The organism is Pseudomonas sp. MF4836 (assembly GCF_002018875.1).
Lineage (GTDB): Bacteria > Pseudomonadota > Gammaproteobacteria > Pseudomonadales > Pseudomonadaceae > Aquipseudomonas.
Map to the genome: position 1 here is coordinate 611,303 of NZ_MVOL01000003.1, position 15,387 is coordinate 626,689.

The window sequence follows — 15,387 nt, forward strand, 5'->3', positions numbered from 1 at the left end:
CTGGCGCCGGTTAATCCCGGGTCCATTTGCCGGTTGTGGCTTTTAGCCGCGTCCGGCTTGCAGGTGCGGCTGTTTCAAGCGCATGTGCAGCAGCGGATAAGGCTGGCCCATGCCGTCGTGTTCCGTGCGGCCGATGACTTCGAAGCCTTGCTTGAAATAGAACCCCAGGGCCTGGGGATTCTGTTCGTTGACGTCCAGCTGGCAGGCATTCAGGTGCTCGACGGCGTACTTGAGCAACTGCCGGCCCAGGCCTTGGCCGCGATGGGCCGGGTCGATAAACAGCATCTCGATCTTGCCCGCGGCCACCCCGGCAAACCCGGTGATCTGCAGGCGATGGTCACGGGTGCAGATCAACATCACCGCATCCAGGTAGCGGGTCAGCACCAGATTTTTCAGCAGTTCGATGTAGCTGTCCGGCAGGAAGTCGTGGGTGGCGCGTACCGACGCCTCCCAGACCCGGGTCAGTTCCGCGTAGTCGCTGTTTTTCGGGGTGTGGATGATCGCGTGCTGGCGCATGCCGCCGGGTCCTGTGTTGTGCCTGGCCGCCTTGATGGAGGCCGTCTGTTGAGCAAACGATAGACCTAAAAAAGCCCCGCATCTCGGGAAGAGAGCAGGGCTTTTCGATTTTTTTTACCCGTTACAGGGTTTCGGCCCACAGGTCGTATTCGTCTGCATCGGTAACCCGGCACCAGACTTTGTCGCCCGGCTTGAGATCGCCTGCGCCATCGATAAACACGTTGCCGTCGATTTCCGGAGCGTCGAAGAAGCAGCGGCCGACCGCGCCATTCTCGTCGACTTCATCGATCAGCACTTCGATTTCCTTGCCGATGCGCTGTTGCAGACGCGCCGAACTGATTTCCTGCTGGTGCGCCATAAAGCGCTCCCAACGGTCCTGCTTGACGTCATCGGGCACCACGTCCAGGTCCAGGTCATTGGCCGGCGCGCCTTCCACCGGCGAGTACTGGAAGCAGCCGACGCGATCGAGCTGGGCGTCGGTCAGCCAGTTCAGCAGGTACTGGAAGTCTTCTTCGGTTTCACCCGGGAAGCCGACGATAAAGGTCGAGCGGATGATCAGCTCGGGACAGATCTGGCGCCAGTTCTTGATCCGCGCCAGGGTCTTGTCTTCGAAGGCCGGGCGTTTCATGGCCTTGAGGACTTTCGGGCTGGCGTGCTGGAACGGGATGTCCAGGTACGGCAGGATCTTGCCGGCAGCCATCAGCGGGATCAGCTCGTCCACATGCGGGTACGGGTACACGTAGTGCAGGCGGACCCAGACGCCGAGGCTGCTCAGGGCTTCGCAGAGCTCGGTCATGCGGGTTTTCACCGGTGCGCCGTTCCAGAACCCGGTGCGGTATTTGACGTCGACGCCATAGGCGCTGGTGTCCTGGGAGATCACCAGCAGCTCTTTCACGCCGGACTTGACCAGGCGCTGGGCCTCGTCGAGCACATCACCCACCGGGCGGCTGACCAGCTTGCCGCGCATCGACGGGATGATGCAGAAACTGCAGCTATGGTTGCAGCCTTCGGAAATCTTCAGGTACGCGTAGTGGCGCGGGGTCAGCTTGATGCCTTGGGGCGGCACCAGGTCGATCAGCGGGTTGTGGTCCTGGCGCGGTGGCACCACGTCGTGCACGGCGTTGACCACCTGCTCGTACTGTTGCGGGCCGGTGACGGCCAGTACGCTGGGGTGCACGTTGCGGATAGTGCCTTCTTCCACACCCATGCAGCCGGTGACGATGACCTTGCCGTTTTCCTTGATGGCTTCGCCGATCACTTCCAGGGATTCAGCCTTGGCCGAGTCGATAAAGCCGCAGGTGTTGACGACCACGACGTCAGCGTCCTGGTAGGTGGACACCACGTCATAGCCTTCCATGCGCAGTTGGGTAAGGATGCGCTCGGAGTCGACCAGGGCTTTCGGGCAGCCCAAGGAAACGAAGCCGACTTTCGGGTTGGCCGGCGTGGAGGGGGTGGACATGTCTAACCTCGGTATGGTGTCGAATCACTTGGGGGGCAAGTGCGACGGTTGGGCGCTGGCTGCGCCTCTGATCAAAAAGTGCGCAATTCTAGCGATGCTGAAAGCACTTGACCAGCTTTATGCAGGGAAATACGACGAGTGCTGCGCTATGCTTCGCGCCGTTGCTTGCTAGTGAAATGACGCAGTCAACCGTTCGTCTGTAACAACAGGTAAAACAGCGCATGCTGCGCAGGTTTTAAGGCTTGGCGTGTTCTTGTTGCCAGGCTTTTCATATCAAGCCCCGGTCTGGGTAGTAGGAGTGGTGGTAGATGGGTCAGGCAAGTAGTCAGGCGGTGGGCGGCGAGCATTCTGCGGCCAAGCCTCTGGGGATGCTGGTAGCCGCAGTCGGGGTGGTGTATGGCGATATCGGTACCAGCCCGCTCTATACCCTTAAAGAGGTGTTTTCCGGCGGCTATGGGGTCCAGGTCAACCATGATGGGGTGTTGGGGATCCTGGCGCTGATCTTCTGGTCGCTGATCTGGGTCGTGTCATTCAAATACATGATGTTCGTGCTGCGGGCCGACAACCAGGGTGAAGGCGGGATCATGGCCCTGACCGCCCTGGCGCGGCGCGCGGCGGCGGGGCACCCGAAGCTGCGCAGCCTGTTGGTGGTGTGCGGGCTGATCGGTGCGGCGCTGTTCTACGGCGACAGCATGATTACCCCGGCTATCTCCGTGCTCTCGGCGGTCGAGGGCCTGGGGCTGGCGTTCGACGGCATCGACCACTGGGTGGTGCCGCTGTCGCTGGTGGTGCTGGTGGCGCTGTTTTTGATTCAGAGCCATGGCACTGCGCGCATCGGCATCCTGTTCGGGCCGATCATGGTCACCTGGTTTGTGGTGCTCGGCGCCCTGGGGGTGTACGGCATCCTGCAGCACCCGGAAGTCCTGAACGCGATGAACCCGGTGTGGGGCGTGCGCTTCTTTATCGTGCACCCGGGCATCGGCGTCGCCATCCTCGGCGCGGTGGTCCTGGCCCTGACCGGTGCTGAAGCACTGTATGCCGACATGGGCCACTTCGGCCGCAAGCCGATTGCCCGTGCCTGGTTCATCCTGGTGCTACCGGCGCTGGTGCTGAACTACTTCGGCCAGGGCGCCTTGCTGCTGGGCGATCCGGAAGCCGCGCGCAACCCGTTCTACCTGCTGGCACCGAGCTGGGCGCTGATTCCCCTGGTCGGCCTGTCGACCCTGGCCACGGTGATTGCCTCGCAGGCGGTGATTTCCGGCGCCTTCTCCCTGACTCGCCAGGCGATCCAGCTCGGCTACATCCCGCGCATGCACATTCAACACACTTCCAGTGCCGAACAAGGTCAGATCTACATTGGCGCGGTGAACTGGTCGCTGATGGTCGGCGTGATCCTGCTGGTGCTGGGCTTCGAGTCCTCCGGAGCCCTGGCCTCGGCCTACGGCGTCGCGGTGACCGGGACCATGCTCATGACCACGGTGCTGGTGTCGGCGGTGATGCTGCTGCTGTGGAAATGGCCACCGATCCTGGCGGTGCCGGTGTCCATTGGTTTCCTGCTGGTGGACGGCCTGTATTTCGCCGCCAACGTGCCGAAAATCGTCCAGGGCGGTGCCTTCCCGGTGATCGCCGGGATCGTGCTGTTCGTGCTGATGACCACCTGGAAGCGCGGCAAGCAATTGCTGGTGGATCGCCTCGACGAAGGTGGCCTGCCGCTGCCGATCTTTATCAGCAGTATCCGCGTGCAGCCGCCGCACCGGGTCCAGGGCACGGCGGTGTTTCTCACTGCGCGTCCGGACGCGGTGCCCCACGCCTTGTTGCACAACCTGCTGCATAACCAGGTGCTGCACGAGCAAGTGGTGCTGCTGACGGTGGTGTATGAGGATATTCCCCGGGTGCCGGCGCAGCGGCGGTTTGAGGTCGACTCCTACGGCGAGGGCTTCTTCCGGGTGATCCTGCACTTTGGCTTTACCGACGAGCCGGATGTGCCGGAAGCCCTGAAGCTGTGCCATCTGGACGACCTGGACTTCAGCCCGATGCGTACCACCTACTTCCTCAGCCGCGAGACGGTGATTGCCTCCAAGCTGGTGGGCATGGCCCGTTGGCGCGAGGCGCTGTTCGCCTTCATGCTGAAAAACGCCAACGGCAACCTGCGGTTCTTCAACCTGCCGGTGAACCGGGTGATCGAGCTGGGGACCCAGGTCGAGATGTAAGCGCCCCGCAAAAAAGCCCCCGTTGCCTGCCGGCAGCGGGGGCTTTTTGGTTTCTGGGGGATCAATGGCGGGCGACTTCGAGGCTCAGCCCTTGCAGCACATCGTCAATCACCGCCTTGCCCAAGGCGGTCAGGTAATGGGCGGCCCAGGCGTGGCGGTCGCTGTCTCTGCTGTAGACGGCGTCCTCGGCGAAGGCCTTGGCCAGGGACAGCAGGTCGGAGGCTTGGGCCAGGGCTTCGCCGATGGGGACGCCGGGGCTGACCTGGAATAGGGGATGGTCTGAGCAGTAGATGAAATGGGTTAAGCCGACAGTTTTCAGGTTTGATAGCTGAGGCGGGTTTGCTTTGTTCATGGTCCAACTCCTGAATTTGAGGAGCTACCACGTTCGTTTCCAAGCGAATGGGTGGCAGCTGTGCGCAGGTTGGAAAACCGGGAACCAGGAAACCGGCAGACCTCGAAGGTCTCCCGCGCACAGCCGCCATAACTGATGGACTGCAGGCGTTAATTCGTCTGCAATCACAACGGGGGTGCTAGTTGCCCAGATTCTTCGGGTTTCCAAGCCCGGTCACTGAATAGTCAGCGACACCCGGAGCCTGGCCCGTCGAAGCGCAGGCCAACAAGGCAGCAAAGTGCCCAAAACGCACCTCCTGCGCAATTCTCGGAGTTTGCCTACGAGGTCATCGGGAGTCATCCGGTATTGCGCAGCCAAACGGTACGGCATGTTGCCGCCGACCCTCGGTTCCCGGCTGCAGCACGCGTAAAAAAGCCCCCGCAACCCTAAGGCGGCGGAGGCTGTTTGCGCAGCGTCGGAATCACTCCTCGGCTTTGCTCTGGCGCTTCTCGATGGCATCCACCAGGCGCTTGGCCAGGGCCGGGTAGTTCTCGTCGAAGTGGTGGCCGCCGGGCAGCTTCATCGCTTCGCCCACCGCGGTCTTGTCGGTGCAGCCGCTTTCGTCGACTTCTTCGGCACCGTAGATGCACACCACTTTGGCGGCGGGCAGCTTGGCCATTTCCGGGCCGGTGGCGGCTTCCTTGCCGGCATTGCCGAGCCACCCGTCGACTTCGATCTCGAAGCTGCCGGTGCGGGCGAAGGCCAGCAGGATAATGGCGTCCACTCGCTGCTGCTCGGCTTCCGGCAGGCGGTTGTAGATGGCCGGCAAGACGTCGGCACCGAACGAGTAACCGGTCAGCACAAAGCGCTTGGTGCCCCATTTCTGCCGGTAGTGCTGCATCAGCTCGGTGAGGTCGGTGGCGCTTTGTTCCGGAGTCTTGTGCTGCCAGTAGTAGCGCAGGGTGTCGATGCCCACGACCGGGAAGCCGATCTTGGCCATTTCCCCGGCCACATCGCGGTCCAGATCGCGCCAGCCGCCGTCACCGGAGAGGAACAGGGTCACGGTGTCCTTGGCCTGGCCGGCCGGGACTTCCACCACCGGAATATTCAGGCCGCCGTTTTCCGAGCCCACCAGCAGTTTGCGCAGTTCGTTGTTCAGCACCTGGGGCAGGTGAATGTCGTAGTCGCTGATGCTGGTGGTGGCGTTCGGCGTGTCGCGTACGAAACCGGCACTTTCGTCGTCCGGGTTGTCGTTCCAGGCCACCAGCCAATGGCCGTGGGCCAGGGTTTTCGGCAGTGGGTCGCTGCAGCCTGGCTCGTTGATGGTGAAGCCCACCGACACGGCCTGGGCCTTGTCATTGTTCTGGGTCGCTACCCAGCGCCAGGCCAGGGCTGCGCCCGGGCCGATGCCGCTGACCAGGGTCGCTGGGCCGTTGAGTTGGCCGAGGGCGTTTTGCAGGGCTTGTTCCTGGGCCTTGCAGTCGTCCTTGGGCACGATCACTTGCACGATCTGCGCGGCACCGCCCCGGCTCAGGGCCAGCAGCTGGTTGTCGCTGAGGGTCGCGTCGGCCAGGACCGCCACGGCCACCTGGGCCTTGGGCGTGGTGCCGGGGATGACGCGGGTCATGGTCGAGCCATCGGCCTGGCTCAGGTGTTCCAGGGTCGGCTCGGGGGCTGGACGATTCCAGAACCAGTAACCACCGCCCGCCATCAGGGCCAGCACCACCAGGGTGGCCAGTACATACCGCCAAGAGCGTTGAATCATTAGCGTTTCACCAATCCAGTCAAGCCGCCCGCGATCAGGGCGGCGGTATCGGCCAGGGCAACCAGCGGATCGAGTCCGGCGGGCACGGCCATGTAACGGGGTTCCCAGTCAGGCTGGAATTTGTCTTTGAAGCGGCGCAAGCCCTGGAAGTTATACAGTTGCTCGCCGCGGCGGAACACCATCGAACCCAGGCGTTGGGTCAGCGGTGCGCCGCGACGCGGTTGCAGGCCTGACAACGGCACCATCCCCAGGCTGAAACGGGCGTAGCCATGGTTTTTATAATGCTGGATCAAGCCGACCATCATGAATTCCATGGTCAGCTTGGGCGCGTCGGGGTGGGCGCGCATCAGGTCGAGGCTGGCCAGGTCATGGCCGTAGGTCTCGAGCAGGTTGGCAAAGGCCACCGGGCGCCCTTCGAAGCGGATGATGGCGATGCGAAAGTGCTTGAGGTACTCATCGCTGAAACGGCCGAGGGAGAAGCCTTTCTCGCGCACGTTCTTGCCGGTCAGCCAGGCGTCGGAGATGACTTTCAGCTCGTCCATCGGCGCAAGACCGGGTTCGTGGATCTCCAGCGACAGGCCGTCGCGGGTGCCTCGGTTCCAGGTGTAGCGCAGGTCCTTCATCTCTTTGCCCTTGGCTTCGAGATCAAAGCGCTTGAGATCGACCCGGGCTTCTTCACCGAGCTTGATCGCGGTCAGGCCGATGTCCATGTAGTACGGCAGGTTCTCCGCACGCACCTGGTAGAACACCGGGCGCGCATGGTGGATGTCGCACAGGTCACGGAACTGCCAGATCATCTCGGCCCGTTGCTGGGTCGGCCCGATCGGGTCGTACAGTGCCACCAGGCTGCGCCCGCGACGGGCGTACATCAGGAACGCGTCGTCGTTGGGGTGGAACAGCAGCGCCTTGTCACCGGTCAGGGCCAGGCCGCCATCGGGCTGGGAGGAGGCCATAAGGATCTTGGCGGCTTTTTCCAGCTCTTCGGGGGTGGGCAGGTGGATCACCGGGCGCGCGGTGCGCAGCAGCCAGGTCAGCGAGACCACCACCAGCAACACCGCGGCACCCAGCAGGGAGCGCAGGCCACGTGGGGCATCGGCGTCCAGGGTGAACTGCCACCACAGCTGATGGCTGTAGGGCACGTCCTGATAGGCGAACAGCAGCAGCCAGATCGAGGCCCCCAGGACGCAGACGCTGGCCACCAGGTACAGCGGCGAGAACGGCAGCTCGGTGAGACGGCTCGGGCGATAGAACGAGCGCCGGAACACCGCCAGCAGGCTGGCGGTCAGGGTCATCAGGCAGGCTTCTTCCCAGTCGAAGCCCTTGAGCAGCGAGAGCAGGGCGCCCACCAGCAGCAAGATGGTAGTCAGCATCCAGGCCGCCGACAGGCGCCGGCGCAGGCCCTGGGCCAATAGCAGGCAGAGCACGCCGATCAGGCTGGCGCCAAAGTGCGAGGCATCCACCAGGCGATGGGGGATCAGAAAACCGATGTGTTGCAGGCGGGTGTCGATCTCCGGCGTGGCCCCGGAAAACAGCAGCACCACCCCGGACAGGAATACCAGCACCGCCAGGATCGGCGCGGCCAGGCCAGAGGCGACCCGTAGCGATTGGCGAGACTGAAATAGCCGTTGCGCCTCATTGATCAGCAGCAGAATGCACGCCACCAGCATCGGCAGCACCACATAGATCAGCCGGTACAGCAGCAGGGCGGCGGCCAGAGGCGCGGCACCCAATTGATCGGCGAAGGCGGCCAGCAGAATCGCCTCGAACACCCCGACACCGCCGGGCACATGGCTGAGCACACCGGCGGCCAGGGCCAGCAGGTACACCAGCAGGAACGCGCCGAAGGGCGGTGCCTCGGGCAACAGCAGATACAGCACGGTGGCGGCAGCGGCGACGTCGAATGCGGTGATCAGCAATTGCAGCAGGGTCAGGCGTCGGCCCGGCAGGCGCAGGGTGCGACGCCCGGCCTTGACCAGCAGGTTGTCGCGCAGCGGTTGTTCCGGCAGGCGCCGACGGTAAATGCCGATGGTCAGCACGGCAGCCAGCAACAGGACCGCCAGCGCAATCCCGCCCAGCAGGCTTTCCGGCAGGCGCAGGGCCGCGGAGGCCGCCGGCAGGTTGCTCAGGGTGGCCAATGCAGCCAGCGGCGGCAGCGCGCAGCCCAGGGACAGGCTGGCGAACAGGGTCATATGGGCCACATCGGAGGCGCCCACGCCATGCCGGGCATAGAGTCGGTAGCGCACCGAACCGCCGGACAGCAGTGACAGCCCGATGGCATTGCCAATGGCAAAGGCGGTGAAGCCGCCCAGGGCCAGGGTCCGCGCCGGCAAGTCGACGCCGGCATAACGGCTGGCGGACCATTCATATCCCAGGAGGATGATGAAACCGACAATGGTTGCGCCCAAGGCGCCCAGCAGCGCCGGTTTCGGCACTTCCAGAATCGAGTCATGCAGGGCGTAGAGGTCGAGCTCGCTCAGCAGGTGGCGACAGGCGATCAGGGCGATGGCGAACAGCAGCAGGGTCACGGCCAGGCCGATGGGCTGGCGGTATTTGCTCAATAGGTCCAGCCAGCGCAAACGAGTGACTGTGATCGGTTGGGTCGCTGTAACGGTATCGGTGTCTTGTGAATCAGACGAGTTGGCGCGCATCAATCACCTCTTGGATTGTGCGCGACAGGATGGAGGTATCCAGCCAAGTTACCAATCCCTGTAGAAAAAATAATTTCAAATATTAACGCGTCTTGCCATGGTCGACGACTGTGCACCCTTGCGTGTCAAAAGGGTGTCGTTTGCGACTGAGCATAGTCTGCATAAGAAGAGTCGGGGGCGCCGGCTGACGCATCGCCATACATTGCCAGATCATTGTTGCGAAAGAACTTTTTCGACAGATACAAAAAAGGCCACTCTTTCGAGCAGCCTTTTTTGATGTTTGGTTGCGGGAGCCGGATTTGAACCGACGACCTTCGGGTTATGAGCCCGACGAGCTACCAGACTGCTCCATCCCGCGTCTGTGTGGCGGCATTCTACAGACGAACGCTTGAGTGTCAACCGTTAATGCAGAAACGGGTCAAATAAGCGTTGAACGGTTATCAGTGCGGGTAAGTCATGGTCCTGCAAGGGGTTTTGCTTTTGCTTCGGACTGGCTGAGCCGGGAAGGGGTAAAACCTGCGGACACAAAAAAGGCCACTCTTTCGAGTAGCCTTTTTTGATGTTTGGTTGCGGGAGCCGGATTTGAACCGACGACCTTCGGGTTATGAGCCCGACGAGCTACCAGACTGCTCCATCCCGCGTCTGTGTGTCGGCATTCTACAGAGGAATGCTGGGCTGTCAAATGCTAATTCAAGAAAACCTCTTCTCCTTCAATCGCTTAGCGCCTCTGGTGGGGCCTTGGAAGCGGCTGCGAGGCCTGTCGCACGGGGCTTTCAGCTCTATTGAAGGGGGGCGAACGATTGAAGAAATAAATTCATCGCGGATTTTTCCTACATTCATATCAGAGGAATCAAAGCACTGGTGCTATATACAGGTGTCAGTGAGATACTGCCGGCCCGGTTTATTGTTACCTCTGTCCGTGAACTCTGCCTTTATATGACGCAGCGCAAAATCATCCATATCGACTGTGATTGCTTCTACGCCGCCATCGAAATGCGCGATGATCCGACGCTTGCCAGCAAGCCGCTGGCGGTGGGCGGTTCGGCGGAGCGGCGCGGGGTGATTGCCACCTGCAATTACGAAGCGCGGGCCTATGGCGTGCGTTCGGCAATGTCTTCGCGGCACGCCCTGACCCTGTGCCCGGACCTGACCATCGTCAAACCGCGGATGGACGCCTACCGCGAGGCGTCGAAGGAAATCCAGGCGATCTTTCGCGACTACACCGACCTGATCGAGCCGCTGTCGCTGGATGAGGCCTACCTCGATGTATCCGACAGCCAGAGCTTCGCCGGCAGTGCCACGCGCATCGCCCAGGATATTCGGCGCCGGGTGTCCAATCAGTTGCATATCACGGTGTCGGCCGGGGTCGCGCCGAACAAGTTCCTGGCCAAGATCGCCAGTGACTGGAAGAAGCCCAACGGCTTGTTTGTGATCACCCCGGACCTGGTGGAGGATTTTGTCTCGGCGCTGCCGGTCAACAAGTTGCATGGCGTGGGCAAGGTCACGGCCGACAAGCTGGGCCGGCTCGGTATCGTCAACTGTGAGGAGTTGCGCGACTGGGCCAAGCTGGCGCTGGTGCGCGAGTTCGGCAGTTTTGGCGAGCGGCTGTGGGGCTTGGCGCGGGGCATCGATGAGCGCCCGGTGCAGAACGACAGCCGCCGGCAATCGATCAGCGTGGAAAATACCTACGACGTCGATCTACCGGATCTGGAAGCCTGCCTGGACAAGCTGCCCGAGCTGATGGCGACCCTGGCCGGGCGCATCGAACGTATCGACAGCAGCTATCGACCGGGCAAGCCGTTCGTCAAAGTGAAATTCCACGACTTCACCCAAACCACGCTGGAGCAGGCGGGGGCCGGCAGGGATCTGGAAAGTTATCAGCAGTTGCTGACCCAGGCGTTCAAGCGCGGCGGCAAGCCGGTACGCTTGCTGGGGATTGGCGTGCGATTGCAGGATTTGCGCGGCGGGCATGAACAGTTGGAGTTGTTCAATCGCTGAGGTGGCAAGCCGATCACCGGTAAGCCGGCGATCGGTTGCGCAGGGGGTCAGTTGGCGCCAGGGTCGGCGACCAGACGGCCGGCGTTCTTGGTCAGCGACTTGAGAAATTCGCTTTGCAGTTCCGGGTCGTTGCGGGTCAGTTCGATCAGGCTCTGTTCCAGCTCGCTGGCTTCTTCTTCCAGGCCCAGTTCCGACAGACGCTTGACCCGGTGTACCCACTGGCTCACTTCGTCGTCTTCCAGGTCGTCGTAGATCAGCGTGTGCGCTTCGAGCAATTTGTTGCGCAGGTTGCCGCTGATGGCCAGGGAGGAGTCGGTGTGCACGTCATCCTGGGCATCTTCGACACGGATCAGCAGCTTGCCGACGTGGTTCAGGTCCTGTTCGGAGAACGGGCTGTCCAGCAGGTTCAGGCGCAACACGCCGTTGCGGTCAGTGCTCAGCTCGTGGGTCAGCTTGCCGGCCGTGACCTGCACCGGGCGCTCGCTCCAAGGCAGGCTCGAATACTCCACGCGCTTGTCGCGCTGGACTTCATCGATGCCCGCCAGGTTCTGCTGCGCGCGACCGTGGGATTGCACGTTCATGAACGGGTTGAGCCCGGCTACGCCGTAGCTGATCCAGTCCTTGGTGACGCTGTCCGGCAGGTTGCCCAGGGCGAAGACGTTGACCACATTGGCGCCGACGCCGGCGACGACCGCCACCAGGCCTGCCGGGATCTCGTAGAGTTCGCGCCAGGGCTGGTAGGGCGTGTAGCGATCATAGCGGCGGGTGACCTCGAATTCGGTGACTTCGAAGGTCTTTTGCTCGTGGATACGAACCCGGCGTTGCGGCAGCTCAAGCACCTTAGGCTCACCGACATCGATCTGCAGGCTGTGATCGAGCAATTTACGCTCGACCCGCTCCTCGTGCTCGCTGCGTTGTGACATCTGATTGGCACAGCCGCTGAGCAACAGGGTGCCGCACAGGGCGGCACCACCGAGGCTTAAGGTGTTTCGCTTGAACATGACTTCTCTTGATCTGGTTTCAGCGACGGATACGGGCTTGGAGGAAGGACAGTACGTCAGCCACCGGCAACGCTTGTGCCTCGGCTTCGGTGCGGCTCTTGTATTCCAGGTTGCCTTCGGCGAGGCCGCGGTCACTGACCACGATCCGCTGAGGAATGCCGATCAGCTCCATGTCCGCGAACTTGATGCCCGGGCTGGTTTTCTTGTCGCGGTCGTCCAGCAGCACTTCAAAGCCAGCAGCGGTCAGTTCCGCGTACAGCTTGTCAGTGGCTTCGCGCACCTGTTCGGTTTCGTAGCGCAGTGGCACCAGGGCGATCTGGAACGGGGCCAGGCCGTCGCTCCAGATGATGCCGTTGGCGTCGTTGTTCTGCTCGATGGCAGCGGCTACCACGCGGGAGACGCCAATGCCGTAGCAGCCCATTTCAAGGGTCACCGGCTTGCCGTTATCGCCCAGCACTTCGCACTTCATCGCCTTGCTGTACTTGTTGCCCAGCTGGAAGATGTGCCCGACTTCGATGCCGCGCTTGATTTCCAGGGTGCCCTTGCCATCCGGGCTCGGATCGCCGGCCACCACGTTGCGCAGGTCGGCAACGGTCGGAACCGGCAGGTCGCGTTCCCAGTTGACGCCGAAGTAGTGTTTGTCGTCGATGTTGGCGCCGATGCCGAAGTCGCTCATCAGCTCGACCGAACGGTCGATGATGATCGGCAGTGGCAGGTTCAGCGGGCCCAGGGAACCGGCGCCGGCGCCGATGGCGTCACGCAGTTCGGCGTCCGAGGCCATGACCAGCGGGCTGGCCACGCCTGGCTGCTGGGCGGCTTTGATTTCGTTGAGTTCGTGGTCGCCACGGATCACCAGGGCGATCAGCTTGCCTTCTTCTTCGGCGTGCACGATCAGGGTCTTGATGGTCTTTTCAATCGGCAGATTGAATTTATCCACCAGGGCCGCGATGGTCTTGGTCTCCGGGGTGTCTACCAGGCGCAGCTCTTCGCTTGGTGCAGGGCGGGACGTTTCCCGTGGCACGGCTTCGGCTTTCTCGATGTTCGCCGCGTAGTCGGAACCGTTGCTGAAGACGATGTCGTCTTCGCCGGATTCGGCCAATACGTGGAACTCGTGGGAGCCGGCGCCACCGATGGAGCCGTTGTCGGCTTCAACCGGGCGGAATTTCAGGCCCAGGCGGGTGAAGACGTTGCAGTAGGCCTGGTGCATGCGGTCATAGGTGACTTGCAGCGATGCCTGGTCGGCGTGGAAGGAGTACGCGTCCTTCATGATGAATTCGCGGCCGCGCATCAAGCCGAAGCGTGGGCGGATTTCATCGCGGAATTTGGTCTGGATCTGGTACAGGTTGATCGGCAGCTGCTTATAGCTGCTCAACTCGTTGCGCATCAGATCGGTGATCACTTCTTCGTGGGTCGGGCCGGCGCAGAAGTCGCGGCCGTGACGATCCTTGAAGCGCAGCAACTCGGGGCCGTACTCTTCCCAGCGCCCGGATTCCTGCCACAGCTCAGCCGGCTGAGTGCTCGGCATCAACACTTCAAGCGAGCCGGCGGCGTTCATTTCTTCACGAACGACGGCTTCGACCTTGCGCATCACTCGCAAGCCCATCGGCAGCCAGGTGTACAGGCCCGAGGCGAGTTTGCGGATCATGCCGGCGCGCAGCATCAGCTGGTGGCTGATGACGACCGCGTCGGAAGGCGTTTCTTTCTGTGTGGCGAGCAAAAATTGACTGGTGCGCATGGTTGGCCGTTGTCGGTTGCTGATGACGAGAAATGACGGAGCATTGTACGGGCGAGATCCGCTGGCGTACAGGCGTGTGGCCGGGCCGGGCGGGGGAGGCTGGCCAAAGCCCGCAACCCCCGGGGTTTGCTATGAATTTTCGCTGGCGGCGGCAGGCGTCGTGACGGGTTCCGGCGTGGCAGTCGGCCCGGAGCGGCGACTTTCCTGGAACCAGTGCAGGGCGATCAGGATCAAGGTCGGCACGCCGAGCAGGGCGGTGATCAGGAAAAAGTCGTGGTAACCGAACTTTTCCACCATGACCCCGGAGTAGCCGCCGATCAGGCGCGGCAACAGCAACATAATCGAGCTGAGCAGGGCGTACTGGGTGGCGGAGAACTTGAGGTTGGTCAGGCTCGACAGGTAGGCGACGAACGCCGAGGTGGCCATGCCTGAGCTGAAGTTGTCCAGGGAAATGGTCACCACCAGCATCTGCAGGTTGGCGCCCATGTCGGCCAGCATCAGGAACAGCAGGTTGGTGCCGGCCGAGGCGACGCCGCCGATGAACAGAATCGGCAAAATGCCGAAGCGCACGATCAGCAGCCCGCCCATGCCGGCGCCGACCAGGGTCATGATCAGCCCGAAAATCTTGCTCACGCTGGCGATCTGGTCCTTGGTGAAGCCCTGGTCGATGTAGAACACGTTGGCCATTACGCCCATCACGGTGTCGGACATGCGGTAGGTGGCGATCAGGCCCAGCAGCAGGAAGGCCTGCCAGCGGTAGCGCAGGATAAAGTCGTTGACCGGTGTCAGTACCGGCGCCAGGCCACGGCGGCCCATGGTGGACAGGCACAGGGTGGTCAGGGTGATGTAGAGAATCGCCCGCAGGAAGGCGCGGTCGTCCAGCAGCAGGTCAAGCGGGCTGGCACCGCCGAAGAGCACGCTGGCGAAGTCGGTGTTGTACAGCTGGGTGAACATGGCCGGTACCGAGACCAGCAGCACGATCAGCACGAAGACTGACATCAGTTGGTGAACAAAGCTGTAGCGCCCGGCTGACAACTGAGTGCGCAGCGGCACCGGCGGCTCGCGCATGAAGAGGGTGGTCAGCAAGGCCGGCACCATCAGCAAGCCAAACAGGACGTAGGTGCCGGTCCAGGCCGAGTGCTTGTAGTTGAAGCCGGTGGAGCCGAAACCTTCGGCGAAGAACAGCGCGCCGGCGGTCGCCAGCAGCGCGGCAATTCGATAGCCGGACATATAGCTGGCAGCCAGGGCGGCCTGGCGGCTGTCATCGGCGATTTCCAGGCGATAGGCGTCGACAGCGATGTCCTGGGTGGCCGAGGCGAAGGCCACGACCACGGCAATGGCGATCAACCAGGACAAATGTTTTTGCGGGTCGCAGAAGCCCATGCCGATCAGGCCGAGAATCACCAGGGTCTGGGACAGCACCAGCCAGGAGCGGCGGCGGCCCAGTTTGCCCAGCAGTGGCAGGCGCCATTGGTCGAGCAGGGGTGACCACACCCACTTGAAGGCATAGGCCAGGCCAATCAGGCTGGCATAGCCGATGGTCTCGCGGGCCACACCGGCCTCACGCAGCCAGACGGAAAGGGTCGAAAACACCAGCATGTATGGCAAGCCGGCGGCGAAACCAAGCAGCAACAGCACGAGCGTCGAGGGGCTGGCATAGGCGGCGAGCGCGGCGCGCCAGGTTTTACGGGGCATGGGCTGGAGTCTGCCTCAGATTGCGGAAA

General features: G+C 62.4%; 10 protein-coding genes and 2 tRNA genes. 2 read left to right on the top strand and 10 right to left on the bottom strand.

Translation table 11 applies throughout. The annotated features are described in order from the left end of the window. Window positions 1-42 precede the first annotated feature (42 nt). Both MF4836_RS09575 and rimO read right to left on the bottom strand, forming a co-directional pair. Window positions 43-516: a GNAT family N-acetyltransferase gene (locus MF4836_RS09575; protein WP_078470121.1), complete on the bottom strand. Its 474-nt coding sequence runs from the start codon at window positions 514-516 to the stop codon at window positions 43-45. A gap of 121 nt (window positions 517-637) precedes the next feature. Next, on the bottom strand, window positions 638-1,975 hold the full coding sequence (gene rimO, locus MF4836_RS09580; RefSeq protein WP_078470122.1) for a 30S ribosomal protein S12 methylthiotransferase RimO: 1,338 nt from the start codon (window positions 1,973-1,975) through the stop codon (window positions 638-640). A gap of 368 nt (window positions 1,976-2,343) precedes the next feature. Here rimO and MF4836_RS09585 point away from each other — a divergent pair, with 368 nt between their 5' ends. After that, a complete protein-coding gene (locus tag MF4836_RS09585; RefSeq protein WP_421548324.1) occupies window positions 2,344-4,185 on the top strand; it encodes a potassium transporter Kup in 1,842 nt (613 codons plus the stop codon). Window positions 4,186-4,246: 61 nt separating this feature from the next. On the opposite strand, the gene MF4836_RS09590 is transcribed toward MF4836_RS09585, so the two are convergent. The 5 genes from MF4836_RS09590 to MF4836_RS09610 form a co-directional block, all read right to left on the bottom strand. Further along, window positions 4,247-4,537, bottom strand: a complete 291-nt coding sequence (locus tag MF4836_RS09590; RefSeq protein WP_078470124.1) for a DUF3077 domain-containing protein — start codon at window positions 4,535-4,537, stop codon at window positions 4,247-4,249. A 460-nt stretch (window positions 4,538-4,997) separates the two neighbouring features. After that, window positions 4,998-6,281: a virulence factor family protein gene (locus MF4836_RS09595; protein ID WP_078470125.1), complete on the bottom strand. Its 1,284-nt coding sequence runs from the start codon at window positions 6,279-6,281 to the stop codon at window positions 4,998-5,000. Next, window positions 6,281-8,929, bottom strand: a complete 2,649-nt coding sequence (mprF, locus tag MF4836_RS09600) for a bifunctional lysylphosphatidylglycerol flippase/synthetase MprF (protein ID WP_078470126.1) — start codon at window positions 8,927-8,929, stop codon at window positions 6,281-6,283. Before mprF ends, MF4836_RS09595 begins: the two co-directional genes overlap by 1 nt. 281 nt (window positions 8,930-9,210) lie before the next feature. Then, window positions 9,211-9,287: transfer RNA gene (locus tag MF4836_RS09605), tRNA-Met, on the bottom strand. A 206-nt stretch (window positions 9,288-9,493) separates the two neighbouring features. Continuing rightward, window positions 9,494-9,570 (bottom strand) — tRNA-Met (locus tag MF4836_RS09610). Between the two features lie 295 nt (window positions 9,571-9,865). Here MF4836_RS09610 and dinB point away from each other — a divergent pair. Further along, entirely contained in the window at window positions 9,866-10,927 is a 1,062-nt protein-coding gene (gene dinB, locus MF4836_RS09615; protein ID WP_078470127.1) for a DNA polymerase IV, read from the top strand. A 47-nt stretch (window positions 10,928-10,974) separates the two neighbouring features. Here dinB and MF4836_RS09620 read toward each other — a convergent pair whose 3' ends face one another. The 3 genes from MF4836_RS09620 to MF4836_RS09630 all read right to left on the bottom strand — a co-directional run bounded on the left by MF4836_RS09620 (window position 10,975) and on the right by MF4836_RS09630 (window position 15,358). Next, on the bottom strand, window positions 10,975-11,928 hold the full coding sequence (locus tag MF4836_RS09620) for a hypothetical protein (protein WP_078470128.1): 954 nt from the start codon (window positions 11,926-11,928) through the stop codon (window positions 10,975-10,977). A gap of 19 nt (window positions 11,929-11,947) precedes the next feature. Continuing rightward, a complete protein-coding gene (locus MF4836_RS09625) occupies window positions 11,948-13,663 on the bottom strand; it encodes a proline--tRNA ligase (RefSeq protein ID WP_078470129.1) in 1,716 nt (571 codons plus the stop codon). Window positions 13,664-13,792: 129 nt separating this feature from the next. After that, window positions 13,793-15,358, bottom strand: a complete 1,566-nt coding sequence (locus tag MF4836_RS09630; RefSeq protein WP_078470130.1) for an AmpG family muropeptide MFS transporter — start codon at window positions 15,356-15,358, stop codon at window positions 13,793-13,795. Between the last annotated feature and the right edge of the window lie 29 nt (window positions 15,359-15,387).

Excerpts from the sequence above, each read along its gene's own strand:
- mprF (WP_078470126.1), bottom strand. The coding sequence starts at position 8,929 with ATGCGCGCCAACTCGTCTGATTCACAAGACACCGATACCGTTACAGCG.
- rimO (WP_078470122.1), bottom strand. The coding sequence starts at position 1,975 with ATGTCCACCCCCTCCACGCCGGCCAACCCGAAAGTCGGCTTCGTTTCC.
- dinB (WP_078470127.1), top strand. The coding sequence starts at position 9,866 with ATGACGCAGCGCAAAATCATCCATATCGACTGTGATTGCTTCTACGCC.
- MF4836_RS09585 (WP_421548324.1), top strand. The coding sequence starts at position 2,344 with ATGCTGGTAGCCGCAGTCGGGGTGGTGTATGGCGATATCGGTACCAGC.
- MF4836_RS09575 (WP_078470121.1), bottom strand. The coding sequence starts at position 516 with ATGCGCCAGCACGCGATCATCCACACCCCGAAAAACAGCGACTACGCG.
- MF4836_RS09595 (WP_078470125.1), bottom strand. The coding sequence starts at position 6,281 with ATGATTCAACGCTCTTGGCGGTATGTACTGGCCACCCTGGTGGTGCTG.
- MF4836_RS09630 (WP_078470130.1), bottom strand. The coding sequence starts at position 15,358 with ATGCCCCGTAAAACCTGGCGCGCCGCGCTCGCCGCCTATGCCAGCCCC.
- MF4836_RS09590 (WP_078470124.1), bottom strand. The coding sequence starts at position 4,537 with ATGAACAAAGCAAACCCGCCTCAGCTATCAAACCTGAAAACTGTCGGC.
- MF4836_RS09620 (WP_078470128.1), bottom strand. The coding sequence starts at position 11,928 with ATGTTCAAGCGAAACACCTTAAGCCTCGGTGGTGCCGCCCTGTGCGGC.
- MF4836_RS09625 (WP_078470129.1), bottom strand. The coding sequence starts at position 13,663 with ATGCGCACCAGTCAATTTTTGCTCGCCACACAGAAAGAAACGCCTTCC.